Origin of the sequence: Marinomonas gallaica (assembly GCF_049821165.1) — a bacterium.
GTDB lineage: Bacteria > Pseudomonadota > Gammaproteobacteria > Pseudomonadales > Marinomonadaceae > Marinomonas > Marinomonas gallaica.
Genome location: NZ_CP187511.1, coordinates 1,386,594 through 1,412,903, shown reverse-complemented (window position 1 = coordinate 1,412,903; position 26,310 = coordinate 1,386,594). Strand labels below are relative to the sequence as shown.

At 44.4% G+C, this 26,310-nt stretch carries 28 protein-coding genes; 14 read left to right on the top strand and 14 right to left on the bottom strand.

Features of this window, described 5'->3' with window-relative positions; all coding sequences use genetic code 11:
• Positions 1-60 precede the first annotated feature (60 nt).
• Positions 61-645 carry a transcriptional regulator BetI gene (gene betI / locus ACPUEK_RS06560; protein WP_425642725.1) on the bottom strand — a complete coding sequence of 195 codons (585 nt, stop codon included), beginning with the start codon at positions 643-645 and terminating at the stop codon, positions 61-63.
• Positions 646-972: 327 nt separating this feature from the next.
• Here betI and ACPUEK_RS06555 point away from each other — a divergent pair, with 327 nt between their 5' ends.
• The 5 genes from ACPUEK_RS06555 to ACPUEK_RS06535 are packed head-to-tail and all read left to right on the top strand — an operon-like array spanning position 973 to position 5,176.
• Positions 973-2,118, top strand: coding sequence for a MalY/PatB family protein (locus ACPUEK_RS06555; protein ID WP_425642724.1), 1,146 nt, complete (start codon positions 973-975; stop codon positions 2,116-2,118).
• Between the two features lie 56 nt (positions 2,119-2,174).
• Positions 2,175-2,564: a hypothetical protein gene (locus ACPUEK_RS06550; RefSeq protein ID WP_067217306.1), complete on the top strand. Its 390-nt coding sequence runs from the start codon at positions 2,175-2,177 to the stop codon at positions 2,562-2,564.
• A gap of 46 nt (positions 2,565-2,610) precedes the next feature.
• Entirely contained in the window at positions 2,611-3,408 is a 798-nt protein-coding gene (locus ACPUEK_RS06545; protein ID WP_425642723.1) for a sterol desaturase family protein, read from the top strand.
• Between the two features lie 9 nt (positions 3,409-3,417).
• Positions 3,418-4,080 carry a YceH family protein gene (locus ACPUEK_RS06540; protein ID WP_425642722.1) on the top strand — a complete coding sequence of 221 codons (663 nt, stop codon included), beginning with the start codon at positions 3,418-3,420 and terminating at the stop codon, positions 4,078-4,080.
• Positions 4,081-4,123: 43 nt separating this feature from the next.
• Positions 4,124-5,176: a Gfo/Idh/MocA family protein gene (locus tag ACPUEK_RS06535; protein ID WP_067217297.1), complete on the top strand. Its 1,053-nt coding sequence runs from the start codon at positions 4,124-4,126 to the stop codon at positions 5,174-5,176.
• A 27-nt stretch (positions 5,177-5,203) separates the two neighbouring features.
• On the opposite strand, the gene ACPUEK_RS06530 is transcribed toward ACPUEK_RS06535, so the two are convergent.
• Positions 5,204-6,130, bottom strand: coding sequence for an AEC family transporter (locus tag ACPUEK_RS06530; RefSeq protein ID WP_425642721.1), 927 nt, complete (start codon positions 6,128-6,130; stop codon positions 5,204-5,206).
• 122 nt (positions 6,131-6,252) lie between these two features.
• On the opposite strand from ACPUEK_RS06530, the gene ACPUEK_RS06525 reads away from it, so the two are divergent.
• Together ACPUEK_RS06525 and ACPUEK_RS06520 are read left to right on the top strand one after the other, a co-directional pair.
• Positions 6,253-6,948, top strand: a complete 696-nt coding sequence (locus tag ACPUEK_RS06525; RefSeq protein WP_425642720.1) for a pirin family protein — start codon at positions 6,253-6,255, stop codon at positions 6,946-6,948.
• A 296-nt stretch (positions 6,949-7,244) separates the two neighbouring features.
• Positions 7,245-8,003 carry an EAL domain-containing protein gene (locus ACPUEK_RS06520; RefSeq protein WP_425642719.1) on the top strand — a complete coding sequence of 253 codons (759 nt, stop codon included), beginning with the start codon at positions 7,245-7,247 and terminating at the stop codon, positions 8,001-8,003.
• Between the two features lie 59 nt (positions 8,004-8,062).
• On the opposite strand, the gene trbK is transcribed toward ACPUEK_RS06520, so the two are convergent.
• The gene (trbK, locus tag ACPUEK_RS06515) at positions 8,063-8,257 is read right to left on the bottom strand and encodes an entry exclusion lipoprotein TrbK (RefSeq protein ID WP_139084466.1); all 195 of its coding nucleotides are present in this window, start codon (positions 8,255-8,257) and stop codon (positions 8,063-8,065) included.
• Positions 8,258-8,434: 177 nt separating this feature from the next.
• Positions 8,435-9,658, bottom strand: coding sequence for a methyltransferase (locus ACPUEK_RS06510; RefSeq protein ID WP_425642718.1), 1,224 nt, complete (start codon positions 9,656-9,658; stop codon positions 8,435-8,437).
• Positions 9,659-9,768: 110 nt separating this feature from the next.
• Between ACPUEK_RS06510 and ACPUEK_RS06505 the strand changes: the two genes are divergently transcribed.
• On the top strand, positions 9,769-10,965 hold the full coding sequence (locus tag ACPUEK_RS06505) for an aromatic amino acid transaminase (RefSeq protein WP_067217285.1): 1,197 nt from the start codon (positions 9,769-9,771) through the stop codon (positions 10,963-10,965).
• 56 nt (positions 10,966-11,021) lie between these two features.
• Here the strand turns inward: ACPUEK_RS06505 and ACPUEK_RS06500 are convergent, their stop codons facing one another.
• From ACPUEK_RS06500 to ACPUEK_RS06465, 8 genes are all read right to left on the bottom strand, one after another.
• On the bottom strand, positions 11,022-11,630 hold the full coding sequence (locus ACPUEK_RS06500) for a UPF0149 family protein (protein ID WP_425642717.1): 609 nt from the start codon (positions 11,628-11,630) through the stop codon (positions 11,022-11,024).
• A gap of 117 nt (positions 11,631-11,747) precedes the next feature.
• Positions 11,748-12,431 (bottom strand): OmpA family protein, encoded by a 684-nt coding sequence (locus tag ACPUEK_RS06495; protein ID WP_067031010.1) that lies wholly within the window; start codon positions 12,429-12,431, stop codon positions 11,748-11,750.
• Positions 12,432-12,698: 267 nt separating this feature from the next.
• Entirely contained in the window at positions 12,699-14,597 is a 1,899-nt protein-coding gene (gene parE / locus ACPUEK_RS06490) for a DNA topoisomerase IV subunit B (RefSeq protein WP_425642716.1), read from the bottom strand.
• 103 nt (positions 14,598-14,700) lie between these two features.
• The gene (locus ACPUEK_RS06485; RefSeq protein WP_425642715.1) at positions 14,701-15,291 is read right to left on the bottom strand and encodes a YqiA/YcfP family alpha/beta fold hydrolase; all 591 of its coding nucleotides are present in this window, start codon (positions 15,289-15,291) and stop codon (positions 14,701-14,703) included.
• Between the two features lie 9 nt (positions 15,292-15,300).
• Positions 15,301-15,753, bottom strand: a complete 453-nt coding sequence (locus ACPUEK_RS06480) for a DUF1249 domain-containing protein (protein ID WP_067217276.1) — start codon at positions 15,751-15,753, stop codon at positions 15,301-15,303.
• A gap of 23 nt (positions 15,754-15,776) precedes the next feature.
• Complete coding sequence (locus ACPUEK_RS06475; RefSeq protein WP_425642714.1) at positions 15,777-16,733, bottom strand: acetyltransferase; 957 nt, start codon at positions 16,731-16,733, stop codon at positions 15,777-15,779.
• Positions 16,734-16,737: 4 nt separating this feature from the next.
• Positions 16,738-17,364, bottom strand: a complete 627-nt coding sequence (locus ACPUEK_RS06470; RefSeq protein ID WP_067031025.1) for an NUDIX domain-containing protein — start codon at positions 17,362-17,364, stop codon at positions 16,738-16,740.
• Entirely contained in the window at positions 17,361-18,158 is a 798-nt protein-coding gene (locus tag ACPUEK_RS06465) for an energy-coupling factor ABC transporter permease (RefSeq protein ID WP_425642713.1), read from the bottom strand. Before ACPUEK_RS06465 ends, ACPUEK_RS06470 begins: the two co-directional genes overlap by 4 nt.
• A 59-nt stretch (positions 18,159-18,217) precedes the next feature.
• On the opposite strand from ACPUEK_RS06465, the gene ACPUEK_RS06460 reads away from it, so the two are divergent.
• The 6 genes from ACPUEK_RS06460 to pseI all read left to right on the top strand — a co-directional run bounded on the left by ACPUEK_RS06460 (position 18,218) and on the right by pseI (position 23,886).
• On the top strand, positions 18,218-18,772 hold the full coding sequence (locus ACPUEK_RS06460; RefSeq protein ID WP_425642712.1) for a DNA-3-methyladenine glycosylase I: 555 nt from the start codon (positions 18,218-18,220) through the stop codon (positions 18,770-18,772).
• A gap of 71 nt (positions 18,773-18,843) precedes the next feature.
• Positions 18,844-19,836, top strand: coding sequence for a UDP-N-acetylglucosamine 4,6-dehydratase (inverting) (gene pseB / locus ACPUEK_RS06455; RefSeq protein WP_425642711.1), 993 nt, complete (start codon positions 18,844-18,846; stop codon positions 19,834-19,836).
• The gene (pseC, locus tag ACPUEK_RS06450; RefSeq protein WP_425642710.1) at positions 19,829-21,007 is read left to right on the top strand and encodes a UDP-4-amino-4,6-dideoxy-N-acetyl-beta-L-altrosamine transaminase; all 1,179 of its coding nucleotides are present in this window, start codon (positions 19,829-19,831) and stop codon (positions 21,005-21,007) included. Before pseB ends, pseC begins: the two co-directional genes overlap by 8 nt.
• Complete coding sequence (pseF, locus tag ACPUEK_RS06445) at positions 21,004-21,702, top strand: pseudaminic acid cytidylyltransferase (RefSeq protein WP_425642709.1); 699 nt, start codon at positions 21,004-21,006, stop codon at positions 21,700-21,702. The genes pseC and pseF overlap by 4 nt, the downstream gene beginning before the upstream one ends.
• Complete coding sequence (locus tag ACPUEK_RS06440) at positions 21,674-22,825, top strand: ElyC/SanA/YdcF family protein (RefSeq protein ID WP_425642708.1); 1,152 nt, start codon at positions 21,674-21,676, stop codon at positions 22,823-22,825. Before pseF ends, ACPUEK_RS06440 begins: the two co-directional genes overlap by 29 nt.
• Entirely contained in the window at positions 22,822-23,886 is a 1,065-nt protein-coding gene (gene pseI, locus ACPUEK_RS06435; protein WP_425642707.1) for a pseudaminic acid synthase, read from the top strand. The genes ACPUEK_RS06440 and pseI overlap by 4 nt, the downstream gene beginning before the upstream one ends.
• A gap of 10 nt (positions 23,887-23,896) precedes the next feature.
• On the opposite strand, the gene ACPUEK_RS06430 is transcribed toward pseI, so the two are convergent.
• Together ACPUEK_RS06430 and ACPUEK_RS06425 are read right to left on the bottom strand one after the other, a co-directional pair.
• Positions 23,897-25,993: a 6-hydroxymethylpterin diphosphokinase MptE-like protein gene (locus ACPUEK_RS06430; protein ID WP_425642706.1), complete on the bottom strand. Its 2,097-nt coding sequence runs from the start codon at positions 25,991-25,993 to the stop codon at positions 23,897-23,899.
• On the bottom strand, positions 25,993-26,298 hold the full coding sequence (locus ACPUEK_RS06425; RefSeq protein WP_425642705.1) for a hypothetical protein: 306 nt from the start codon (positions 26,296-26,298) through the stop codon (positions 25,993-25,995). Before ACPUEK_RS06425 ends, ACPUEK_RS06430 begins: the two co-directional genes overlap by 1 nt.
• Between the last annotated feature and the right edge of the window lie 12 nt (positions 26,299-26,310).

Below are 26,310 nucleotides of genomic sequence, written 5' to 3'. Positions count from 1 at the left end.
CTCTAAATTTAAAAATCGATTCACACCCTACCAAGCTCCCCATCCTTGGGGGCTTGCTCGTTACGGTTGTTTCAACACGAATGAAATGTATTCATTAATCATGTTTGCTGCATGCTGACTGTCTATGCCACCGGCTAGGGAGCCGCGCAACCACATACCATCAATCATCGCAGCGACCGTGAAGGCAACCTCTCGTGCACGCTCTTTCTCAAAGCGTTCACGAAACACAACCACCAAGCAGCTCAGTAAGCGACGTGAATATACATTTTGTAATCTATACAGCGCTGGCTTATGCATAGCCGATGCCCAAAACCCCATCCACGTTTTAACCACTTGTGGTCGTGTCTGAGATTGGCTAATACTGGCTCTTACAATCGCCATCGCCTTTTCGAAAATATCACCATCACGAGTTAGATATAACTCGCTGTGTAACACTTCAAAAAACTCTTTAATCAGGCTACGCATCGTTTCTTCGAGCAAACCATCTTTACCACCGAAGTAGTGATTGATGATGGCGGGTGAAACACCTGCCTTTTTGCTGATTACGCTCACCGTCGCGCCAGGAAAACCGTGTTCATCAATAGCTGATATGGTTGCTTCAATAAGTTGCGGTTTTCTGATTTCTGGCATTCCAACTTTTGGCATTTGGATCCCTTTTTGTTAAACAACCATTTAATAAAAACTATAGTAGTCACTTTGCTCAGGGATGGTCAACCCTTAATAGCTCTAAATAGTTCATGTTACGCTTGCACAATAGCTGCTAAGTCTTGAGCGACAAGGCATTGCGGCCTAAAAAAAATTTTAAAATTTTTCCTTGACCCTTATCAGGGTCAACGCAACGCTTGAACTTCAACAACATAATTTATCCAAAAGCGTCATACACAACGAATTTAGTGTTTCTACTTCTTTAGGTTGTGGCAGTATGAAAATTGACACTGGATGAACAACACAACTACCACACAAGGAGTTTATATGAGTCAGGCGCCTCAGTTCGATGAAATTATCGACAGAAGCAACCATAACAGTGACAAATGGAGCAAATATCCTTCTGATGTCATCCCTATGTGGATTGCTGATATGGACTTCGATGCACCTAGCTGTGTAAAGGATGCATTAACAGATCGAGTTCAAGAAGGTGTCTTCGGCTATACCCATACGCCAACATCACTGGTCAAAGCCATTCAAGAGCACTGCCTTAAGCACTACAACTGGCAACCAGCTACTGCCCACTTAATACACTTACCAGGCCTCGTATGCGCACTGCATTTGTGCGTTAGAGCCTTGACCGAGGAAGGTGATCGCATCATTGTGCCCAGCCCAGTGTATTATCACCTCACCAAAGCACCTGAAATGTCTGAACGATCGCTAGACAAAATACCTTTCGTACTCAAAGGAAATCGCTGGTCTGTCGATTTGGGGAGTTTGGAAGAATCATGCAAAAAAGCAGACGCAAAGATGCTGCTTTTATGTAACCCGCATAATCCTGGGGCCACGGTATACACTCAAGAAGAACTGCTTGCGATTCACTCAATCGCTCAACGCCATGATTTATTAGTCGTTTCTGACGAAATTCATTGTGATTTAATCTTATCAGATGCGAAACACATCCCGTTCGCCAGCTTGAACGAAGACGCAGCACAGCGCAGTGTTATCTTAATGGCTCCGTCAAAAACGTTTAACATTGCAGGGCTTTGCTATGCCTTCGCTGTTATTGCTAATCCCACTCTGCGTCAATGCTTCAAAAAAGCGCGTGAAGCCCTCATTCCTGCACCAAACTTGTTAGCCTTGGTTGCAGCCGAAGCCGCCTATAAGGACGGCGCAGCTTGGCACGAAGCCTTATTAAGCTATTTAAAAGGTAATCGCGACTATCTGCGAGAAAGGATTCAAGGTAGCCAAATCAAAATGGCTGATCATGATGCGACCTATTTAGCATGGCTTGACGTACGCGAATATGACCTTGAAGACCCACATAATTTCTTTTTAAAAGCTGGTGTTGGTATTTCTGATGGATCAGGCTTTGGCGCACCTGGGTTTATTCGCCTAAACTTTGGTTGTTCAAGATCACAATTAGAACAAGCCATGAACCGTATTTTGATTGCTTTGGAATCTGTGTCGTAACTTTTATTAGTAAGTCGTCAACGTACGCCATGACCTTTATCTTGTAGGAGGTTCGTATGTTGACGACCTTAAAGGAACGCGCACTAGAAAGTCTTAGCCAAACCCCGTCACTTGAAGTAAGCACGCACTTAGACACACTAAGTGAATTGATTTTTGCGATTGCACCGACCGCGACAACACTCTCAGAGAAGGGCTTTGAAGTCTTTTACCTGTTGGAAGACTGGGCTTTTGCTCTGGTTCCTCACCAACATAATCTCAGCCTTTACCATGCCAGCGACTTAGACATATCGAGCTTTTGTGAACGCTTAAAGAACGTCCACCTTGGTGATCATTGCATCTTGTTTGATGATTTAGACAGCGTAAACTTGAATGTGCTGGTGGAACTTTTAGCACTATTAAAAGTCGATATGGTGAGAAAACATCAACTAGATCAAGCACTCCATTAATAAAAGTAGTGTAGACTAGCCCTATCGACCGTTTTGACGGATAGGCATGATTGATTATCAACTGCGTATATTGTTATTTCTACTGTTTGTCTCAGCACTGCTGTGCTGGCAGTATTTTGTACCTCGTAAAGCCTTATCACTCTGGCGAATACGCTGGCGACACAACCTAGGGCTGCTGCTTATAGACGCCCTACTTGTTCGTTTTCTACAGCCATTGCTTTTAGTCGGTATTGCACTTTTACCTACTGCTTCTTTCGCCCCTCTTCAATACCTTCCTAGTAGCCTTAGTTTTATCGCATCACTTGTTCTGTTAGACCTTTTAATTTATTGGCAACATCGTTTGTTCCATTATGTACCTTGGTTATGGTGTTTGCATCGAGTGCATCACAGCGACCCTGAACTGGACACAACGTCCGCGGTTCGCTTCCATCCATTAGAAATAGCGCTTTCGTTAGTCATTAAAGCACTCGCGATTTGGATGTTGGGTATTTCTGCTGCCGCCATACTGGTGTTTGATATTCTTCTAAACAGCTTGGCGATGTTCAATCATACCAATGTTCGCCTAGGTAAAAGACTGGAACCGCTGGTAAGAAGCCTTGTTGTGACCCCTGATATGCACCGTATTCATCACTCTCGGACCCCCTTAGAAGCCAACAGCAACTTCGGTTTTTGTTTAAGTATTTGGGACCGTTTGTTTAAAAGTTATATTGCACGCAGCCAATCCGGAGACCATCACCTCAACATTGGATTACCTCAAACTGCACGCTACGCTCCTGCCAGCTTTATAGAATTGCTTAAAATGCCCTTTTCCTTAAACCTTAAAGGGAAGGACAATCCGCCATAGGAGATTGACATGTCGTATTACACATTAACCGCTAAGGAAGCTCGTATCATTGGTTGTTTGATCGAAAAATCGATTGTTACACCCGATCACTACCCCATGAGTATTAATGCGCTAACAAATGCCTGCAATCAAAAGTCCAGCCGTGACCCTGTTCTGGAATACACCGACTTTGAAGTGCAAGATGGTATTGATGAGCTCGTCGCAAGAAGCTTAGTCACAGAAATATTTCATCACGGTAGTCGCGTTGCAAAGTACCAACATCGATTCTGTAACACGGAGTTTTCTGATTTACAATTTGATGCTGGGGAAACAGCCGTCATTTGTTTGCTGTTGCTACGCGGGCCCCAAACACCTGGAGAACTTCGTTCTCGAAGTGGACGCTTACATACGTTTAAAGGTGTACCAGAAGTAGAGCACGCTTTAGCAAACCTTAAAGAGAAAACTGGTGGCCCTTTTGTTGCGCTGTTACCTCGAGAGCCTGGTAAACGAGATGCTCGCTACCAAGAGCTATTCTGCAGTGAAAGTAACATCACTGAAACTCATGCTGCAGCAAACACTTCCGAATTGAACGCGCCATCAAGTGACTTACAAGATAGAATAGATGCGTTAGAACAAACTGTCGCCGATTTATCCGAGCGACTCGCTGCGTTAGAAGCTCAGACTGGACTATAATGCACTATTACTTTTCACTTACTTATCCACTTAGGAGCCTCCCATGAATGAAGTACGCTGGGGAATTATCGGAACCGGAGTCATTGCACAGTCTTTTGCAGCAGACTTTGAGTACGCTAAAACAGGTACCCTGCGCGCCGTTGCTTCGCGCTCGAAAGAGGCCGCTGACGCGTTTTCGGAGCGCTATAACATTGAGCTGTCCATGGTGGATTACTACTCTTTGATTAATAGCCATGAAGTCGATGTTATTTACATCGGAGTGCCTAATCACCTGCATTATGAACTCACCAAAGCGTGTATCCTAGCAGGCAAACATGTTTTGTGTGAAAAGCCATTTGCTCTTAACCAAACACAAGCGGCTGAGCTGTTTGAACTGGCTAAAAAGCATGATGTCTTTGTGATGGAAGCCATGTGGACACGTTTTAACCCGACCATTGATCAAGCGCTAGAATGGGTTGAAGAAGGCGAAATTGGCCCACTACAAAGCATTCAAGCCAGCTTCTGTTTTGTTGGCTCTAAAGATCCTGAAAACCGATTGCTGAATCGTGAATTAGGCGGTGGTGCGTTATTGGATGTGGGGATTTACCCTATCTTTCTGGCGCAACTGTTCTTTGGTAAGCCTGATTTTATTCAGAACCAAGCGTTGGTTGGAGACACAGATGTGGATGTGTTTGAGCAATTATTACTCGGTTGGGATTCTGGTCAGCTAGCGTCATTAGAAGCCTCTATTATTAGTCAGCAGCCAAACCGTGCCGTGTTATCGGGAAGTAACGGCTACATTGAATTTGGCAATAACTGGTATGAAACAAAATCGCTGACGTTGGTAAAACATGAGGGTGCCGAGCGCTCTGTAGAGTTCGACTTTCCAGGGATGGGGTATCAATTTGAAATAGAAGAGGTGAACCGCTGTATTGAAGAGGGATTAAACCAAAGCCCAAATCACAGCTGGCAGGACACCCTTAATTTACTTGCGAGCATGGACGAAATTCGTGAAGACATTGGCGTCTTCTACCCAAATGAGCCAGAGCCATGTGACTGTGGCCATGATCACGACATCGAAGAGCATCATCATGAACATGGCCACCACAAACACTGATCTTCAGTGTGTTTGTTAACCCTTGCCTTAGCCCAACAAACGATGGGCTAAGGCAATACTTAATGGCACTGTTACTAATGACATGGCCGTTTGCAGAGTAATAAAGGCGGCCATTCTGTCTGCATCCCCCCCCAATTGTTTTGCTAACGCATAAGCAGACGTCGCCGTTGGCACGATGCCAAATAACAATGCGACATAGGCTGGTAAGCCGCTGATCCCAAGCCACCCACACATCACTAATACCACCCCAGGAAAGATTAAGAAACGGCCAAATGCTGACACCCAAAACGTCGCACCAACCGCTCTAATAGTCGTTAAACTAACGCCCGCTCCCACTGCCAGTAGAACTAATGGAAGTGTCGCCTGAGCCAGCATTTGCGCCATATCTGATGCAATAGGAATCGGAGTAAGCCCCATAGCATTTAAACCAAGCCCTAATACAATGGCCATAATGAGAGGGTTCTTAAGCAACTCCTTCGAAATGAGTTTAAGCAGTGACTGCTGACGTTGACCATGCATAGACACCATAGTGACAACTAAAAACACATTTACGGATGGAATCAACACGGCAGCACCTAATGCCGCGTACACTAAGCCTTCAGCACCATAGACCCTTTCTGCTAATGCTAACGTGATAAACGTATTGAAGCGCACCGACGCTTGTAGCATGGATGTCGCTGTTGGATTAGGCACGTGTAAAAATCGGGCCAATAGCATGATGATCGCCGCCGTTACCAGCAGCGCACTGACCAGCACCAGTCCGTAACGCCCCAACATAGGGTTCGAAAAATCGATAACGCTGGTTTTAGAAAACAATAAGGCCGGAAACAAACACCAATACACTAACTTATCAACACCCTGCCAAAAACCATCAAATGGAAAGCGTCGACGCTGAAGTAATACGCCCATCACTAACAATAAGAAAACAGGCAAAATTGCCTCAAATAACGCCATCACTACCTCTTAACATCTATTAAACTGATGAATATTCTCTAAATATTGCGTTTTAAATTTATTTTTTCGATAGATAAACTACCGCTATACGCTCTCATGAGCTTCAAAATTAGGAGTCTATTATGATCACTGTACGCCCTGCTAGTGAACGAGGCCAAGCAGACTTTGGTTGGCTGAACAGTTTCCACACCTTCTCTTTTGGTCACTATTATGATCCAAGCCATATGGGGTTTTCATCGTTGAGGGTCATTAACGATGATACAGTTCAACCTAATATGGGCTTTGAAAGACATGGACACAAGGATATGGAAATCATCAGTTTAGTCACTCAAGGTACGATTGCTCACAAAGACAGTACCGGCAATATTCGGGAGCTACCTGCTGGAGAGTTTCAGTTAATGTCTGCGGGATCAGGTATCTTCCACAGTGAGTTTAACGCTTCCCACACCGAAGATCTGAAATTTCTTCAAATTTGGATTCAACCCAATACGTTTGGAGGCAAGCCAAGCTATCAGCAAAAAGGCTTTGGTGAGTCAGAGGGCTTTACCGCCATTATCTCGCCAGATGGCGATCATGGTACCTTACAAATCAAGCAAGATATGTCACTGGTTCAATTGGTACTGGATACATCAGAAGAAGCACATTGGCCAACCGTCAAAGGCCGCCGATACTATATTCATGTTGTGGAAGGTCAGGCACGCATTAATAATGACCTACTGCTACATCAAGGGGACGGCGCTAAAATCGAAGAGCTTGATGAGATTCGCTTCCATAAGCACTCTGATCGGTTCAAAGCGATTATATTTGATCTTCCATAGCGCAGACTTAAGTAAACAGCCGAAACATCTTCATTGGCAAAAAAATCAAATGATACCTTCGCTCTAAAGAGTTTTGCTTGTCGTTCGAAAAATATGAGAAGATGAAAAATCGACTTTTTGAGTCTACTTTTAAGATTATCACGGGGATTTAATGACCTCTGCTCTGCCTCCTCGTTTAACATGATAAGAATAATGACACACAGACTCTAAAACATCATTGATGACTTGTTTCACATCACTTGTAATAAATGGCATAAAATATATGCTTCGACATACCATAAAAGGGAAAAGAGTCCATGCAACCAATTGATTTCAAAGACTTAGGGTGCAAAGAATGCGCTAGAGGCTGTGATTTAGGCTTTGATTTCAGCATGGCGTTACAACCTATTATTGATGTTGAATCGCGCACCATCTTCGCACAAGAAGCCCTCGCTCGAGGCCTGAATGGAGAAAGTGCAGGGGAAGTCTTTAAGCATGTCAATGAGACTAACCTTTATCGCTTTGATCAAAGTTGTCGAGTCAAAGCCATTCGTTTGGCTGCAGAACTTAATGTTGACTCCTATTTAAGTATTAACTTTTTACCTAATGCTATTTATCGTCCAGAGCTTTGTATTCGCACCACCTTGGCTGCGGCTGAAACGTATGCTTTTGATAAGACTAAAATTATTTTTGAGTTCACTGAAAATGAGCGCATTGTGGACCAAAAGCACCTAATTAATATTATCAGCCACTACGAGAAAGTTGGCTTTCAAACAGCCATCGATGACTTTGGCTCAGGCTATAACGGCTTAGCCCAACTCGCGGACTTGAAGACCCAAATAACCAAAATCGATATGGAGTTGATTCGTAATATTGATAAAGATCCTGCTCGGGAAATTATTGTGCGAAATATGGTCAAGATGCTGACAGAGTTAGGTCAAAGAGTCATTGCAGAAGGGATTGAAACAGACGCAGAATACCGTACTCTTCGCGATATGGGCATCACCTTGTATCAAGGATTTTACTTCGCTAAACCCGCTTTTGAGTCTTTGGCTGATGTCCACTGGCCAGACTAAAACGCCTGTATTCGGTTAACGAAACAGGCGCTTTTAAATTATAATAAAAAGGGACTCTATCAGCTGTTTAGTTTGTAAATGCCTTCACGCTGACACTCACCAGACAGCTGCCACATCATATGTTCATCTGTAATTTGGCGTAAGTTTTCCGACTTGCAGTTCTCAACATTTGCCTCAAATGCGTTGCCAGAATCAGGTGATAGAATAACTAAAAATGCAACCGCTAACACGCCTGCCATATATACGTACTTCATAACTCCATTCCCTTTACATACAGCGATTTATAAACAGTACACTACTTCGTTAACCAGCTAAATCGTTAACAAAACTGATTTATCATTCACTTATTTATAATCTACTCTTTCTAGATCGAAATCAATAAATGAAAACTGTTTTTATTTAAAAAGTACGTAAGCAACTTTACGTAACATTTAAAGAGACGCACACACCAAAAGGTTTCTAGGTGTCAGTGCTTTATCACAGAAGCTTTCTATGGTGACATGGTAGCCTGTCTCTTGCAGTCTAAGCGCCCTGTCTAGTACCAACCACAACTCTAATGGGCGACGAAAATACTGACTGATAGACTCCACTTTTTGCACGTGCTCACTGCGTAAATAGCCTAATGCTTCAAAGCCATCAAAGGGTATCTCTGATGCATACGTTTGCAGTGCTTTCTGTTCTGCAGCCCACAACGAAAATACCTCAAACCCTTGAGTTAATAACGATTTAGGACACGAAGGAATAGTAAGATAACCGTCATTTCCGGTGACCTTTCTTTGCCAGCTATCAAACCCTAAGCGGTAGGCCAGCTCCACTCTCTTCAGACGTTGCTCACGCTGTCCCGCAGTAGCGACTTCTTTCACGGCTAACTTTAAATTCTCTTGGCTAAGCTGTATCCGAGCCTGCTGCCCATGCTTTGATAAAGGCTGGTACAGCGCATGCTGAGTCAAGTGGTAACAACAAGGAGAAATAGCCAAATAGGAAACACCCGCATCAATCGCTTGCTCTATTAGTGTCGTGTGCAAATCGCCGCAAGCATGGAGTGCAACAGCGCTCTTGACGCTTTTAAGCGCTGTTTTCCCCTCCCCTTTTAATACGTCTACTTGAGTAAAATGCTGCGATAATTGTCGTTGTTCTGCTTCTTTCTGACCCGCTTCACAGAGTTCAGCCTGCCACTCTACACTGTGTATCGACACATCATGCTGATAAGCCAGCAACTTACCTAAATGGCCTTTTCCGGCACACCACTCCAAGACTGGAGAAATTGGCTCAATTCGGTTAGAAAAAGCGGTTATTTGTTGCCATTTACGGCCTTTAATACCAGCGCTGAAATAGTTGGGCGGCAAAGATAAATCCGCATAAGACAACGCCTCCCATTCAAATAGAAAGGGTTTAAAGCCTTTTATATGATCGAATAAAGCTTGCTCAACGGTTGATTCAGTTGGGCAAGCTTTCAACTGACTGAGCCAATCACATAGATCAGGCTCGATCGTCTGCCAAGGCCAACCTACAGAGTGGAAGCTGGATACATCCCATAGATGCTTATGTTGCAACAGCCATAAATCAAGCGCTTGAAACAGCTCGCTATAACGGGAAGGGTGAGAAAGCAATTTTGAAGTGTTCAATATTTTGTACAGTTTACCAAGCGTTCGCATTAATTAGCACATAAGTGAATTGTATTTTATCGTCAAATGGGCAGAATATGGCAATCATTTCAGTCCCTAATAACGTGAACTTTACGCAACCAGTAAGGAAAGCACCTACTATGTTTAAACACCTAAAAGCCGTTCCAGGCGACCCATTATTGGCGTTGATCGTTGCGCATCAACAAGATACAAATCCTAAAAAAGTCGATTTAGGTGTGGGCGTATACAAAGATGATGTGGGTCGAACGCCTATCTTGGAATCTGTGAAAAAAGCAGAAGCTCTAATGCTGGCTAACGAGCAAACCAAATCCTATTTAGGTGTTTATGGCGATGCAAACTTCGCGCCTCTCATTCAAACACTATTGCTTGGTAATGATAGCGATATCATCAAGCAAAAGCGCATTCAGTCTTCTCAAACACCGGGTGGTACAGGCGCGCTAAAAGTCGCAGCTGACTTCATTAGCGCAAACCTTGAAGGTGCGCGACTGTTTGTGAGCGATCCAACATGGGGCAACCATGTCTCTATCTTTAATTCTGCTGGTGTAGAGGTCATCGATTACCCGTACTACGATGCACACACCAATGACGTGCGCTTTGATGACATGATGGCATTTTTGAACGCTGAAATGAAAGAAGGCGATGTGCTGTTGCTACATGCTTGCTGTCACAACCCTACGGGCGTGGATCTTAAGATTGAGCATTGGCACGCACTCACAGACTTCGTCAATGCACGCAATGTCTTACCGCTCGTTGATGCGGCTTATCAAGGTTTCGGTGACGGCCTAGATGAAGATATGGCAGGCTTACGCCATATGGCTGAACGCGTTCCAAGTATGTTGATTGCCAACTCGTTCTCTAAAAACTTCGGTATCTATCGCGATCGCTGTGGTGGCCTAAGCGTTATTGCTGAAAATAGCGATGAAGCCAGCAATGCTTTCTCTATCATCGGTCAAGCCATTCGTGCCAACTATTCTATGCCGCCTGCGCACGGTGCGACGGTTGTTTACACGATTATGAACAACCCTGAATTGCATGCTTTATGGGAGCAAGAAGTAACGCAAATGCGCAACCGCATTAATGGCTTACGTAGCCAACTTGTTGAAAAACTAGCGGCATCGGGCGTCAGTAAAGACTTCAGCTTTATTGCCAAACAACGTGGCATGTTCTCTTACTCGGGCTTAACCCTTGAACAAGTTCGTAAACTGCGTTCAGACTACTCAATTTATATTGCTGATACTGGCCGCATGAGTGTCGCGGGTGTGAGCGATAGCAATATTGACTACCTATGCGAATCGATTGCTAAAGTCGTTGGCTAAAATTGTCCGTGCAATTCGCTATAAAAAAGGGCCCTAACATAGCGGCCCTTTTTTCGTTAATGAACGATTCGAGAGGAGCCATCGCCGGCTTGAGCGATTTGTATCTCGGGATGATTGTGTTGTGCCAATCTCATGATAGAAGGCTCTAAACTCTCGCGCCAGAAAGTTACTTCAGCATCACTCATTGCATTTAATTTTTCCCAGCCTCGGGGCGTACCGAATAAGCGCACACTCGCCAACACATCATCGAGGAAATCACGTTCGCCAGACTGATTAATGCCCGTCAAACGTGCCCCTCGTATAAATCCAGCACACCAATCATCGATGATCACCGTCACATGCCCTTGCTGATCATCATGCTCTAAATAGACAGGGCTTAGCGTGTTGTTAAACAGGCCATCAATGGCTTCTAAATGCAGTAGCATGACCAGTCCATAAAACTCGTCCTCTTCGTCTTGCTCATTCCATTTAGGTTGATCTTCTTGGGTTCCCCAGATCGCTGGAAACCAATCTGCTGGCGCCAATAGATCTTTGCTACAGCCAATGGCGGTCACAAATCCATCCAACTCAGAGACCGTGACAATCGCACGCTCCGAGCCATAATTTTGCAGGTAGTAATCTAAGCGCTCGTACATTGCCTCAACCGGCAAGGAATCATCTTGCATGGTACATCTCTATTTTTGGGGTTCAGGCCTAAGTGTAATCGTTTTTAACGGATTTCGCAGGGGAAGCGGCTATGTCAGCCGCTAGATATGCGGCTGACATAGGGAAATAAAGGTCGATTAGTTGCCTTTTGGATAGATACTGATCTCAACACGACGGTTACATTGACGGCCTTGGCTCGTCGAGTTATCACAGATTGGTGAGCTTTCGCCCATTCCCATCGTTGATAAACGATTTGAAGCAACATTTTGTCCCATCAAATAACTGCGTACTGAGTCCGCACGTTTAAGAGAAAGCGTTTGGTTGTGTTCTTCACTACCGGTACTGTCCGTGTGGCCTGTGATCATTAGCACCGTCTCAGGGTATTCAACCAATATACGCGCTACGCCATTTAAGGTGTTATAGATTGACGAATCTAACATGTAAGAATCCGTTCCGAAGCCAATACCATTCTCCATCACCAATACCAATTGATCTTTTCCAACTCGACGTACCTGTACACCGGAGTTACGCAGCTCTTCACGAAGCGCAGCTTCTTGACGGTCAAAGTAATTACCTACACCCGCGCCTACAGCACCACCCGCAACGGCACCAGCCAACGCGCGGTTACGACGCTCTTTCGCATTATCACCTGTTGCTAGACCGACCAGTACACCGGATACCGCACCAATGATGGCACCTTTAGACGTTGAATTCATTTCTGTTTCGCCAGTCGTCGCGTTCTCACGCTGAGTGGTCGTTTGACAACCCCCTAACACGGCTGCGATCGATAAAATAGCGATGGAGCTTTTAAGTTTTGACATGGTAAATCCTACCTTGTTGTTGTGAACGTCCACAGAGGTTTAAATAGTTAACCTGCTAGTATAGATTTTGCGATACAGAACAAAAGCTTTCTGATTCAGATTGACGGTTATTTTTTATATCACATAAAAATCTTTACACATTTAGCATATTTTATCAGCACAAAAGCGAGAAAATATGACAGTACAAAAAATGCAGTAAGGGGTTATACCTGACACTGTTTTTTTATGACTCAAAAAAAAGCAGCGCCTTAAGCGCTGCGTTTTAAATTAATCTACGATAGCGAGATTGCCGTAGGTTTCTAGCCAAGATTTTCGGTCGCCAGCACGCTTTTTCGACAATAACTTGTCTAACACCTCATCGGTTGACAACGGGTCTTCCATCGTCAGCTGAATTAAGCGACGAGTATCCGGTGCCATGGTCGTTTCACGCAGCTGAGAAGGGTTCATCTCACCCAAGCCTTTGAATCGCTGTACATTAGGCGTGCCACGCTTATTCTCAGCTTCAAGCTTATGAATAATGATGTCTTTTTCTTCATCGTCTAAGGCATAGTGTACTTCTTTGCCCATGTCGATACGATACAATGGAGGCATCGCTACAAACACATGACCCTGTTTGACTAAGGCTGGGAAATGCTTCACAAATAAGGCGCACAACAGCGTCGCAATATGCAAACCGTCCGAGTCGGCATCGGCTAAGATGCAAACTTTACCGTAGCGCAATCCAGATAGATCATCATCCGCTGGATCCACACCAAGCGCCACAGAGATATCGTGGATTTCCTGAGACGCTAATACTTGGCTTGAATCCACTTCCCAAGAATTCAAGATCTTACCTCGTAACGGCATAATCGCCTGAAAATCTTTATCACGAGCTTGTTTTGCAGAACCGCCCGCCGAGTCACCCTCTACTAAAAAAAGCTCACTGGTTCGACCATCTTGTCCGGCACAATCGGCCAATTTACCAGGTAAAGCAGGCCCTTGCGTGACTTTTTTACGTACTACTTTTTTGCTCGCTCGCAAACGTTTCTGCGCACTGGAAATAATCAGCTCAGCGATTTTCGTACCGTCTTCCACATGCTTATTAAGCCACAAGCTAAAGGCATCTTTTACCGTGGCAGAGATAAACGCAACGATTTGTCGCGAAGACAAGCGCTCTTTGGTTTGACCGGAAAATTGAGGCTCCTGTAATTTGGCTGACAGGACATAGCTGCAGCGGTCCCAGACATCTTCCGCCGTCAGCTTAACGCCACGCGGCAACAGACTGTGAAAATCACAAAACTCACGAATCCCTTCTAACAGCCCTGTGCGCAGACCATTTACATGAGTACCGCCTTGCGCTGTAGGAATCAAGTTCACATAGCTTTCTGTGACTAGCTCGCCACCTTCTGGCAGCCATTGAACGGCCCAATCAACCCCTTGCGTAATTTCGGTTTGTCCGCCCATGAAAGGCTCTTCTGGTAATAAATCAAAGCCAGCGTTAGCTTGCAGCAAGTAGTCGTTTAAACCGTCTTCAAAAAACCACTCTTCACGCTCTTCGCCACTGCCACTCTGATCAATAAAAATGACGTGCAAACCCGAGCACAAAACGGCTTTGGCTTTTAAAAGATGTTTAAGACGAGACAACGAATATTTACCGCTGTCGAAATATTTTGGGTCTGCAGAAAACTTAACGGTGGTACCCGAGTTTTTCTTGCCTACTGTGCCTACTTCAGCCAACTCAGAGACTTTATGCCCATCAGCAAAGCCAATATGATATTGCACACCCGCGCGTTTAACCCATACTTCGAGCGATGTCGACAGTGCGTTTACAACGCTCACACCAACGCCGTGAAGCCCCCCTGAAAACTGGTAGTTATCGCCCGAAAACTTACCACCTGCGTGAAGCTTCGTTAGGATCAACTCAACACCCGATACCCCTTCTTCAGGATGAATATCCACCGGCATACCACGGCCGTTGTCTTCGACGCTAACAGAGTTGTCTTTATGCAATGTTACGGTGATGCGGTCAGCATGACCTGCAATCGCTTCATCGACAGAGTTGTCGATGACTTCTTGAGCCAAGTGATTGGGACGTGTGGTTTCGGTATACATCCCAGGGCGCTTCTGTACAGGCTCTAGCCCGCTGAGAACTTCAATGGATCCAGCATTATATTCTTTTGCAGACATGGGTACTTCCAAGTTTCGGGGCGGCAAGCCGCCAAATAAAGCAATGTTGGGGAGAGTCTATAACGAGGGAGAAATCGAGGCAAATGCCTTAAAAAACCATACGTTAAAATTCGTTTCGAAACCCTACAAAGCGCAAGATATCATCAATAAAGCGTTCGAATCCGATAAAGCTGTGATCACCACCCGTTTCACAAGTAACTCGCTGCACATTGGCAAATCGCTCCAAAGCAGCCTTGTAGTTCAGTACTTCATCTTGCTCTTGCACCATGAGCCATACTTTTTGGGGGTCATAGTCTGAGCAAACTAGGCGTTCCAACTCTTCCATATGGACTTCTGCCAACTCATAGATCTCGTTGGTATAAGGGTTAATTTGCTCACCAAGGTAATGGCGCAGTAATACAGGGGCCTCCACGGCAGGATTGACGAGCACCGCATGAAGATCGTACTTAATACTCAGGTAGGTACTGTAAAATCCCCCTAAAGAACTTCCCACCAATGCCACCTTATGGCCCTTTTCATGGTGCTCTTCAATGATGTCTTCCAATAACTGGATCGCCTTTGCGGGCTGCCAAGGTAAGCGAGGACAGAGAAAGTATTTCTCTAGTCCTAGATGCTGCATACGCGCTTTTAATTGTTGCGATTTAAACGATAACTCGGAACTGTTAAAACCGTGTACGTAGAGTAAAGTAATCATAAAATAGCGTTAGGCAAACTGAAAATCTGGTAGGTCGTAGAAACGGTGGCCGTGCTTAAGGCACAGCTCTAGAAAATCCGCTAACTGTTGATTTAAACGAAATTTCTCATCACGGTGGTGCATATCATCGTTAGGATAAGGATAAGCGCCTTTGTAGTGTCGATGCCCATCGGTAATTTCTGCAATGCCGACATCGTGATACAAACGAACCGTCATCACAAGCTCACTGCTAAAAGGCAGTTTAATCGTAATTTCAGGAGCAAAGGTTAATGTTAACTGAGCGGTATAGCGGCTCTCTTCTACTAATTCAAGGGACAAACGGCTTTGCTGCCCAGCAGTATGAATAGTGAAGTGCCAAGCGGTATCGTCTTCATAACCACGCACCAGCTTGCCTAAGCGACGGTAATTTAACTCGCCTAGCATTTGCAGCTCTACTAAATTTGGAACGTATGGTTGTGGCATGATGTTTTCTCGAATTAACCGTTTTAGTAATTTTGCAGACCATTTTCCTTCTTAATGGGTTCTTTTTCCTGAATTTCAACATTAGACCAGTGTAGTACATCCGTCGACATGGATCGATCTTTGTCACGCCAATACTGGTTAAACCAATCGTAGAAGGCTTGCTTTTCTACCTGATCACTCATAGTTTTAAATGAATCTGGCAGTTTAACTGAACGAACCTTTACCTGTACCGCCGAAACTTGACCACACAACAAATCCCAGAATGAGTTGCGATCGTCACCATAAACGATATTCAAGTCTGTGACTTCATGAAAGCACCCCGGCATTGCTTTCAATACTCGATACATACCGCCCGCTTTAGGGCGTAATAGGTGTTTATAAGGTGAGGCTTGCTGGCGATGTTTACGAGCACTGAACCTTGTCCCTTCAGCAAAGGTCATGATCGTACTTGGCTGCAACGTTAATGGCTGACAGACCTCTTCTGTCGCACGAACATCATGTAATGCTAAATCAGGGTGCTTTGCAATTTTTGCTTTGCTGTACCGCTTCACTTGTGGAAAGCCCATTATTTTGGTCGCCGAGCCGACTAAAGGCAACCATGCCAAACTATCTTTCATAAAAATACGCGGCATCGGCATGCGCCCTTGCACCTGTATCAAAACAACAAATGCGTCCACCCAAGAACGATGATTGGCAATCACTAAATGCCAAGTATCTGGACGTTTCACAAGCTGTTGGTCCAATTGCCAATGCATCCCTAGCATACACTGGAACCACCACTCACATCCTTTCACCCAAGCTCGATAACAGCTTTCACAGGCTACTTTCGTTCGCTCTGATGGACCATTTAGGACCGTTTGCAACAGCGCAATAATATGGATGAGCACACCCCAAAGGAGAATATTCAAACATAAGAATATAAATGACAGCAGCCCAATTAAGGGCTGTGTAAACGTCCAAGGAAGTAATTTCGTTAACACGCGTCTAGTTACCGTTTAACCAAGTTTGTTTTAGCTTGTGTCCATTCAGCGCAAACCATTGAAGTCCCAAAATGGCACTCGCATTGACAATCTCTTGCTCCAGCAGAGGTAATACATCGTCCACATCAAACAAGTGCAACTTGATGTCTTCGTGCTCTTCGTCAAGCCCTTGCGTCGTTTCAAGGTCTACCTTCGATGCATCTATCTCACCTGCGTACATACGCAAATGCTCAACCAGCCCCCCAGGAGACGGCACAAAGCGCATCATATATTCTAATCGCTTGACTTCCACGCCCGCCTCTTCAAAGGATTCACGGCGCGCAACCTCTTCATCAGACTCACCCGGCTCAACCATCCCCGCAACAAGCTCCAGTAGCCACGGCGACTCATGCTCAGGCAAACAGGGTCGAAATTGCTCAATTAGCAATAACTTATCCAGTTTAGGGTCAAACAACAGCACACAGATGGCATCGGCACGCACCATCATTTCTCGGGTCATTGTCTCGGACCATTCCCCATTGAATTTACGGTGACGCAACACTCGCTTGTGCATCTTAAAAAAGCCATCGTAGACAACTTCATCTTTCTCAATGTCCACATCACTTTGTTGATACGTAGGAATATATTTCATGGCTCTTTGTCCTTGTCATACCACTCTTTTGGTGGTCGATAACGGCTGTCATCTTGTTCTTCAGGCGCTTCTGTTTGATCTAAGTCGAGCGCAGGTTCTATGTATTCATCTAATATCATGTCACGTTTAGACTCTTTGAAATAGCGAGCCTCATTAAACGTAGTCACCACATGGGGGTACAGTATGGTCGTGGCGGAAATAAACATACCATTCACAACGGCTTCGGGAAAAACAAAAATGGGTAAGTAACCTAAGTACTCTTCGGCGCTTAGTTTTAATTCAAATTCACCAAACAGCTTTAACGCTACAACCGCTACCAGTGATGATACCGTCGTACTAACAACACAGCCAAAGAACCCCGCCCCTAAGATAAACACAAATGGATTGGACGGTTTGAAACGCTCAATAAAGCAATGCATCCTCCACGTAAGCGCCACGGGGATGATTACATTGAACATAAGGTTTACGCCGTAAACTGGCCATTGGTTCAGTGCCCAAAACAAGTCGACGCTTTGCGCCACAATACCCGCGACAATGGCTAACGGCCAACCAAAAAACAAGGTTATCGTTGTCATCCCAATAAAGTGGATGATCACGCCCACGTTTAAATCAACGCTCATTTGCCACAGCAAAACTAAAGCAACGACAGACCCTAAAAAACGGTTCTGCAACCTACCATCATGAAGCAATATTGACCATGGAACCGAGACAAACGCTCGCCCTACTATTAAGATGACAAACAACCAACACACCCATTCAAAACCTTGGCTAAACAGCTGACTAGTGAAGTTCATTTGCACTCCCTCGTAATTGGTAATAAAGTCGTATCTAAATGGAAAAGGCGAATAAAATCATGGCTGAACAGCGTTGCGACTGGTGTCTGGGCTCTGCTGAATACGTAACCTATCATGATCAAGAATGGGGCAAACCTGTCTTTGATGATCAAACCTTATTTGAGTTCATTGTACTGGAAAGTGCGCAAGCGGGTTTAAGCTGGATCACGATTTTGCGAAAACGTGAAGGCTATCGGCAAGCGTTTCACGACTTCGATCCTATTAAAGTGGCAGCCATGAATGCCGATGATATAGAAAGGCTGGTACAAGACCCAAGCATTGTCAGACACCGAGGCAAAATCGCTGCGACCATTTCTAACGCTCAGTGCTTTTTAAAGATCGCCGCCGAATATGGTTCGTTTTCAGACTATTACTGGTCCTTTGTGAATCATCAGCCAATAATTAATCAGCCAACTACCCTAGCCGACGTCCCTGCAGTGACGCCGTTAGCAGAGCAGATCTCAAAAGATATGAAAAAACGCGGTTTTAAATTCTTTGGACCGACGATTTGCTATGCCTACCTACAAGCAGTGGGGGTAGTAGATGATCATTTGGTTGGGTGCGTAGCGAAGTGAGTACACTTTTAAAGTTTTAACAAATACGGTCGATGACGTTATCAAACGACTGAATAATATTGAGAATTCCTATGTTCAATAATGCAAGCATCTTAATCACTGGCGGTACCGGCTCCTTCGGTAAGAAATACGTACAGACGCTTTTAGAACGCTATCAGCCGAAGCGCTTGATTATTTACTCTCGTGATGAACTCAAACAATACGAGATGGAACAGGAATTCAATGCACCCTGTATGCGTTATTTTATCGGCGATGTACGCGATAAAGACCGCCTGACTCAAGCGATGCGCGACGTGGATTATGTGATCCATGCAGCAGCGCTAAAGCAAGTGCCAGCAGCGGAATACAATCCCATGGAATGTATTAAAACCAATATTCACGGTGCTGAAAACGTCATCGCAGCGGCCATCGCTAATAACGTCAAAAGAGTCATTGCCCTATCAACTGATAAAGCGGCTGCGCCGATCAACTTATACGGCGCCACTAAGCTAGCTTCTGACAAACTGTTTGTCGCGGCCAACAACACGGTCGGCAAAGGCGATACGCGTTTTGCGGTGGTGCGTTATGGCAATGTTGTCGGTTCACGTGGATCAGTGGTGCCATTATTTAAGAAAAAAGTCGCCGAGGGAGCGACCAGTATTCCCGTCACGCACCCTGATATGACACGCTTTTGGATTACGCTGCAAATGGGCGTCGATTTTGTCTTAAAAAACTTTGCCCGCATGCAGGGTGGAGAAATTTTTGTACCGAAAATCCCGTCGGTGCGCATCAAAGATTTAGCAGAAGCCTATGCGCCAGGCCTTCCGGTTGAAGACATCGGTATCCGCCCAGGCGAGAAGTTGCACGAAGTGATGTGTCCGACGGACGACTCGTACCACACCTATGAATTCGAGGATCACTACGTCATCTCCCCAAGCATCAAGTTTTACCATCAGACCATGAGCTTTGATAGCAATGCCATTGGTGAGAAGGGTCATTTGGTGGAGCTAGGCTTCGAGTATCAGTCTGGTAGCAACCCAGAATTTTTATCCGTTGATGAAATCTTGGCGTTTGAAAATGAGTGATGACTTTATCCCCTACGGCCGCCAGTCGATTACGGCAGCAGACGTGGAAGCGGTATGTGAGGCACTGACCTCCGACTTTTTAACACAAGGGCCTTTGGTGGGTCAGTTTGAACGCGCTATTGCTGAGCTTAGCCAGTGTAAATACGCTGTAGCGGCCAACAGCGCCACCTCGGCGCTACATGTGGCCTGCTTGGCATTAGGTGTGGGCGCAGGTGATATTGTTTGGACCACGCCCAACACGTTTATTGCCAGCGCCAACTGCGCGCTCTATTGCGGTGCTGACGTCGACTTTGTCGATATTGACCCGCAAACGTACAACCTTTGCCCCGTCCAATTGGCACAAAAACTAGACCAAGCCCAGTCGGCTGGTCGCCTCCCCAAAGTCTTGATCGCGGTGCATTTTGGCGGTCACCCTTGTGACATGCGTGCCCTCTATGAGCTCGCTAAGGCCTACGGCGTTCATATCATTGAAGACGCCTCTCACGCCATTGGTGCGAAATACAAAGGTACTCCGGTAGGCCAGCGTTATTCCGATATTTGTATTTTTAGCTTTCACCCGGTCAAAGTCATGACCAGTGCCGAAGGCGGTATGGCCGTCACGCAACATGAACATTTAGCCGAGCGAATGCACACCTTAGTTCATCAAGGGGTGACCAAAAATAAACTAGAGCTTGAAACCATCTCACCTGGGGATTGGTATTATGAGCAGCAAGTGCTGGGCTTTAATTACCGTATGACCGAGCTTCAGGCGGCATTAGGTCTCTCTCAGTTGGAACGTCTAGCGCATTTTATCGAGCGTCGTCGTTCGCTGGTTCAGCGTTACTACCAACTGTTGAGTGGCTTACCGATTCAACTCCCTGGTGAAGCCGATTATGCGTTTTCCAGCTGGCATTTATTCCCGATTGTCTTAAACGAAGTACTGACGGAACAGCGAGCGCCGATTTTCAAATACTTACGTGACCATCAAATTGGCACGCAGGTGCATTACATTCCGGTGCATACCCAACCTTTTTATCAACAACGTGGTTTTGATTGGGGGATGTTTCCAGTCGCAGAGGATTACTATAAGCGCACCTTAAGTTTGCCTTTGTACCCTGATTTAACCGAATCACAGCAACAGCGCGTGGTTGCAGTATTGAGAGAGGCACTTGATCAGGCGGTCATACTATGAATATTGCGGTCATTCCTGCCCGTGGCGGCTCTAAGCGTATTCCAAGAAAAAACATTAAACTGTTTCATAGTAAACCCATCATTGCCTATTCGATTGAATGCGCACTAGCATCCGGTTGCTTTGATCGCATCATCGTCTCAACCGACGACGCAGAAATTGCAGACATAGCGCGGCAGTACGGTGCCGAAGTGCCCTTTATGCGCCCTGCAGAGCTCGCTGATGACTACTGCGGCACGCTCGATGTAATGGCCCATGCTGTTTCGACTTTTGAGACAATGGATATGGCGACCGCACATATCTGCTGTATTTATCCGACCGCGCCATTGTTGCTGCCAGAAGATTTACAGCGCGGTGAACAGATTTTACGAAGCCATGCGCAGATTCAATATGTATTTAGCGCTGTAGCGTTTGGCTTTCCCGTACAACGTGCCATTTACTTGAATAACGAGCAAGAAGTGTCCATGTTTCAGCCAGAACACGCTAAAACCCGCTCGCAAGATTTGCTCGAGTCCTACCATGATGCGGGACAATTCTATTGGGGCAGAGGGCAGGCCTTTTTAGAGAAACAACCTTTTTTTGCGCCACACTCGCGTATTGTAGAGCTTCCCGCACTTCGGGTGAGAGATATTGATACCCCAATTGACTGGGAGATTGCGGAGTTTTTTTATGAAAGACTGCACCCCCGTCATGACTAATCCCCATGCGCCATTACATATCTTATTTCTCGGCTATGACCAAAGCCAGACACGCCTGATCGACCTGCTTATCTCACATCAATGTCGCGTGGATCATACACAAGAGCCCGTTGCTCAGCTCAAAGGGTACGATTTGGTGGTGTCATTCGGTTACCGTCATCTGCTCAGCGCAGAGGTAATCGAACAAGCTGATTGCCCTATTATCAATCTGCACATCGCTTACTTACCCTTTAATAAAGGCGCACACCCTAACTTCTGGTCTTTCTATGAAGGAACACCGTCGGGGGTCAGCATTCATTTAATTGATCAATCAATCGATACTGGACAGCTTCTATATCAGCAAAAGCTGCATTTTGACACGAGTAACGAAAGCTTTGCGTCGACTTATGAAGCCCTAAGCGATGCTATCGAGTCATTGTTTGAAACGCATATTCATGACATCTTAATGCATCGTTTTCCCGTCACAACCCAGCGGCCCTATGGTACCTTTCACAACCAAGGTGAATTACCCGAGGGGGTAAACTGGTCGCACAACATTGAACAAACAATCCAAGCATTGAAGGCGCGATCATCCAAAAAAGCGGTCTTAGTACTTTCTAATCTCATGGACGATGATGAAATCATTAACCATGAAACACAACAACGCTGCTTAGAAGCCATCCGACTCTTCCGCCAAGAGCGTTTAGACTACATGATCACCAGTGGCTGGATCTATGATGCACGGTTTTCGATCAGTTTGTCTGAAGCCACCGCACGCTTTTTGCGGGTCAACGGGGTCAAATCAAACTGCATTTTACAGAATCGAGCCTCACGAGACACTGTGGGCGATGCACTCTTTACGCGACTGCACCTTTTGGCGCGTCACAACATTCAAGAGTTAACCGTTGTCACCAGCGACTATCACCTGCATCGTACTCGCATCATCTTCCAACAATTACTACCAAGCAATGTCACACTCCATTTTATCGGCTGCACCACCCCTCATGCCGACTACCAGGCAAAAGAAAAAGCCTCTTTGAATCGTTTTTTAGAGACTTTTTCTGGCGTCGATCAAGATGACTTAGACGCATTGTTATCGTCGCTCGTGACAAAGCACGCACTTTATAAGGAAACTGCGCAATGACCCACACTCTTAGTATCGATGGCCGCATCATAGCCGCTGACGCTCCGCCCTATATCATTGCTGAGCTTTCTGCCAACCACAACGGCAGCCTTGAAAACGCGCTTAGACTGATCGAAGTGGCCAAAGAATCGGGGGCTGATGCGGTAAAATTGCAAACCTATACGCCAGACACCATTACGATTGATTGCGACAAAGAAGACTTCCAGATACGCGGCGGGCTTTGGGACGGTAGCTCACTCTATGAGCTGTATCAGCAAGCGCATACCCCATGGGAATGGCACCAAGCCTTGTTTGCCAAAGCAAAAGAATTGGAATTGACCATCTTTAGCTCTCCCTTTGATAGCACCGCCATCGAGCTACTTGAGGAGCTCGGAGCGCCAGCGTACAAAATCGCTTCGTTTGAAGCCATCGACCTTGCACTGATCGAAGCGGCTGCTCGAACGGGTAAGCCCTTAATTATCTCTACTGGCATGGCCAACGAGGAAGAAATTCAACAAGCCATCGATACGGCTCGTGCAGCTGGCTGCCAAGAATTGGCGATCTTACATTGTGTCAGTGGTTACCCAACGCCAGCCAAGCAATATAATCTTCGAACAATTAACGATATGCATACGCGCTTTGATTGCGTTGTCGGATTATCAGACCACACCCTTGATAATGTCACGGCGATCACCTCCGTAGCGATGGGTGCCGCGATCATTGAGAAGCATTTCACACTGGATCGTAACGGCGGCGGTCCTGATGATTCCTTTTCACTAGAGCCTGATGAGCTAACCGCTTTATGTCGAGATAGCAAAACAGCTTGGCAAGCGCTTGGGCATGTTAATTACAACCTCACCGAAGTAGAAAAAAGTAACCAAGTGTTTCGCCGTTCTTTATATGTGATTAAAGACATCAAAAAAGGTGACAAGCTAACTGAAGATAATGTGAGAAGTATTCGCCCTGGATTCGGACTACCTCCAAAGCATCTACCAGAGGTTTTGGGACAAATAGCCAAACAAGATATAATTCGTGGCACCGCCCTCACTTGGCATTTAATAAACCATAAAAAAGGCGCTTAAAGCGCCTTTTTTATGCATTATACTTACCATCCAGCAACCCTCTACCGGGATCAACAGCGCCTAAAGGGTTTTCAAGTAATGTCGGCATTTCCTCAACAAATTCAACAAATATATCCACCATTTCTCTAGCCCAGACTAATGTCTCATCAGGCGTTGAAAGCACTAAATCAAGTATCTCATTGGCAAAGTATGTAAATGATCCAATCATCAACTCACAATTATAAGGCTTCCCCTTAAAATACTGCTGCATCAATAAAGAATTATACTCGGATAGCATATTTAAAACTTCGGATTTTTCATTAAAACCTTTATTTAATATGCGCAAGCATTCATGAGTGAACTCTTTATACTCTTCGTATACATCACCAATAGATCTTTCGCCATAGCTATCATTTTCCTCAGCAGAAAAATTTTCAATGACATATTTTTTTAACTTGCACTTTTTATCTTTTGAGCCTTTTGAAATAAGGATATCCTCTTGAAGGATAGGCTCTGCACCCTCAATTCTTACGCCATCAGATAAATTATAACATTTAAAAATTTTATTGGATTTTTTTGCTAACCGAATAGAAAGTTCAATCTGAACTCTAGATGTATCCATTATGGATGTCGTAAATACACTTCCATGAAAATTTGCATCTCTTCGTTTCAAACCACTCTTGAATTCTGTTAACCCCGTACTTGAACCATCATTTTTATAATAACCACTAGCCTTTGAATGATGGTTATCAGGATCTTTAAAACCACAATCTACTCCAGCTAAATAAATATCAGAAAAACCCATACTTGTCATATAAGACATCGCTAGATTCGCAACAATCGGGCTAGAGTAATGCATCATTGCAAGGTTATTTCTATTGTCAGGAGAGACTAATTCATGACTTAACTTCATAATTGAAGAGATTGGTTCACTAGGCTTCAATCCAATAAAATTGATATCGAAGTAATTATAGAAATCTGGGTGCATCACATTAACAGTTAATGAAGTGATACCGGTCAAAAACTCTTCATCTATAAATTCTAGCTTTTCGGCTGTATGCCGTAAACGTTCGACATCAACATGATAGTCTGGCTTTATACCATACTTATATAATGTGTTTATTGTTGTTCCACAAGAAACAAGCACCATATCATCAATATGTTCTTTTATAAAATCTATATTATTATCTAACGAGGGACCGTTGCCGATAATTATGACAGGTAAATCAATATCTCTTGAAAAACGAACTTCTTTCTTATGTTCCGGATTAACCGCCAAATACGTCTTTTTCTTACGCGCTAGATATTGACTAATACCAATCACACCATCGTCAAAAAAACCCCAGCCCATAATTTGTCGTACATATTGATTTGAAAACTCAGTAGTAACTTTTGTAACATGCTCTAGGTTGTAGGACATATAAAAATAGGTATGCCCGGCCATATAAAGGCCATTATAACGCAAGTCCTTCATATAATTGGCCAAAAACTCTTTTTCATCAACACCAATATAGAAATGCAGCGTTGAATCACGTGCCATCATTTCTTCGACAATCCAAACCCAATCAATTGCGAACAAGGAATAGTAAAAGAAATCAACATTTTCTTCGTAAATATAGATATGCTTAGCAAAGTGATCGTCAAGAATTCGTACAAGTTGATAACCAAACTCAAAACCAAATAAAACGATCCCACCAACCATGTCTGGTAAAGTATGATACTGTTCCGTCTGAGACTTTCTATTCATTCGCACAGTACCAATTCTTTCCATATATCGTTCATGCATAGAATTAGATACGTTAGAAACACCAACACTTACAAAAGCTCGACTAGGGTTTACTCTAAATTCTTTATATCTATTATCTATATCTGAAAAGGCATTTTCAGGATAAACAGTACAACCGGTACTAGGAAAGATAAGATTCAATGAGCCATCTTTTTGCAAAAAAATATTTTTATTTTCGGGAGAATAATCTTTAATTACCTCATAAAGACCTGGGAAATTCTCCTTAATTACCTTAATATTTCTCTTATAGCGTTCAGAAAAAATATCATCATTAATTTTTAGCCTATCTCGACCAGAGCCAAGCTTTTTAATTAAATTATCAATATTATTTTCATAACTCATTATAACTTCCCAACATCAGAATATTTTTTGGATATTTTCCGCTTTTTCACTAGCTCAGTTTGAATTTCTTTAACATCCTTTTTCAAGGATTCGATCATATCTTCTGATTTCCTTATAAGCTCATAGAGCTCTTCAAATTCGGAAGAATGATTCTCTAAATACTCTAAAGAAATACCATCCGTTTTTATGACATCAGTCAGAATATCATTGATATACAGAATAGCATCTAGATTCTCTTCGGCAACCGCTTGTCGAAAAGTGGGAATGAGCTCTATTAGATCACTTGCAGTTAATTTATCGGCCATGTGTAGCCACTT